Genomic DNA, 1,090 nt, shown 5'->3' with positions numbered 1-1,090 from the left:
AACAACCTAAACATCCCAAATAATAACCTATATGCCTTCCAATTCGCAGTCAAGCGAGTCGGTCAACGTTTTCTCCCTCAGTGCAAACAATGTAGATGTCCAGGCAACCGTCACCTGGGCGCACAATTCCACGGTCCCGCTTTCAATTTCTCCATCCAGCTTCCAGATCCAAAGCCTTTCAAACAGGTCTTTCATCCTTTCAATAGTGGCAACAAGCCAGGCTACTGGCCCCTATTCAGGAACCGTTTATATCAATGCAAACTCTGCCAATTCAAGCGCCTTGATTGAAATTCCGCTTACAGTTGTTGTGCTTGGCGTCAACCAGTCGCAAAACGCAACACTGTGCACGCCGGTGCAGCTTTCCGTGGCAACTTACAACAACTCAGCCCTCACGTCGTCCTCTGAAATATTTACAAGGGCCGAAGCAGTTTTCTTCTCTGGAGGCAATGTTACCTCAAGCTCCTCTGTGTCAATAAATGTTTTCAGGAATTCCCTGGGCCCATCCTCCAGCATATCTGGCTATCCAAAAAGCGTGCCGACAAACTCAAGCGGACAATTCTCGGACTCGTTTTCATCAGGCGGCCTGGCATCTGGAACTTACAATGTGACTGTCACGGATGCGAATTATGGGAACAGCTCGTATCTTTTTGAACTTTCCGGATGTTCTTGAAAAAGTGATTGCATGATGACCAAAGCCATTGGCTCAAAAACCCGCGGCACTTCAATGGGCGGCACACCAAAGCCGAATGTTCTCCTGCCCGCATTGCTTGTCCTGCTTGCGCTTTGCACAGCGCCTTATGCCCTCACCTATTCCAATTTTTCTCTTTATGAGCAGGGAAATGGTGCCGCGTCTAGCCCAACTAACAACACCCTTGAATCCTCGGCCACAAGCGGCACGCAGGCTAGCAGCCAGTGCAGCATTGCGGCAACTTCAAGCAAAACATGCTGGTCAGCCACAATACCCGCAAACATCCAGTCGGAATGTTCTGATGCAGGCACAGGCTGCCAGGGCGGGCTTGTTGTCTCTGGTTTTTCCTTTAGGGGCTGGTTCTATGCCTCCACTACAAGCGGTAATGGGGAGCAGCTAAAC

Annotated in this window: 2 protein-coding genes; both read left to right on the top strand. The window is 49.9% G+C overall.

The genetic code is table 11. The features are described from left to right. Positions 1–31: 31 nt before the first annotated feature. Entirely contained in the window at positions 32–670 is a 639-nt protein-coding gene (locus FJZ26_06260) for a hypothetical protein (protein ID MBM3230009.1), read from the top strand. 12 nt (positions 671–682) lie between these two features. After that, positions 683–1,090 (top strand): hypothetical protein (locus FJZ26_06255; protein ID MBM3230008.1); only part of this gene is annotated, 408 nt, incomplete at its 3' end.

The organism is Candidatus Parvarchaeota archaeon (assembly GCA_016866895.1).
Lineage (GTDB): Archaea > Micrarchaeota > Micrarchaeia > Anstonellales > VGKX01 > VGKX01.
Note: the sequence above shows the minus strand (reverse complement) of the source record. Positions and strands in the feature narration are given on the sequence as shown.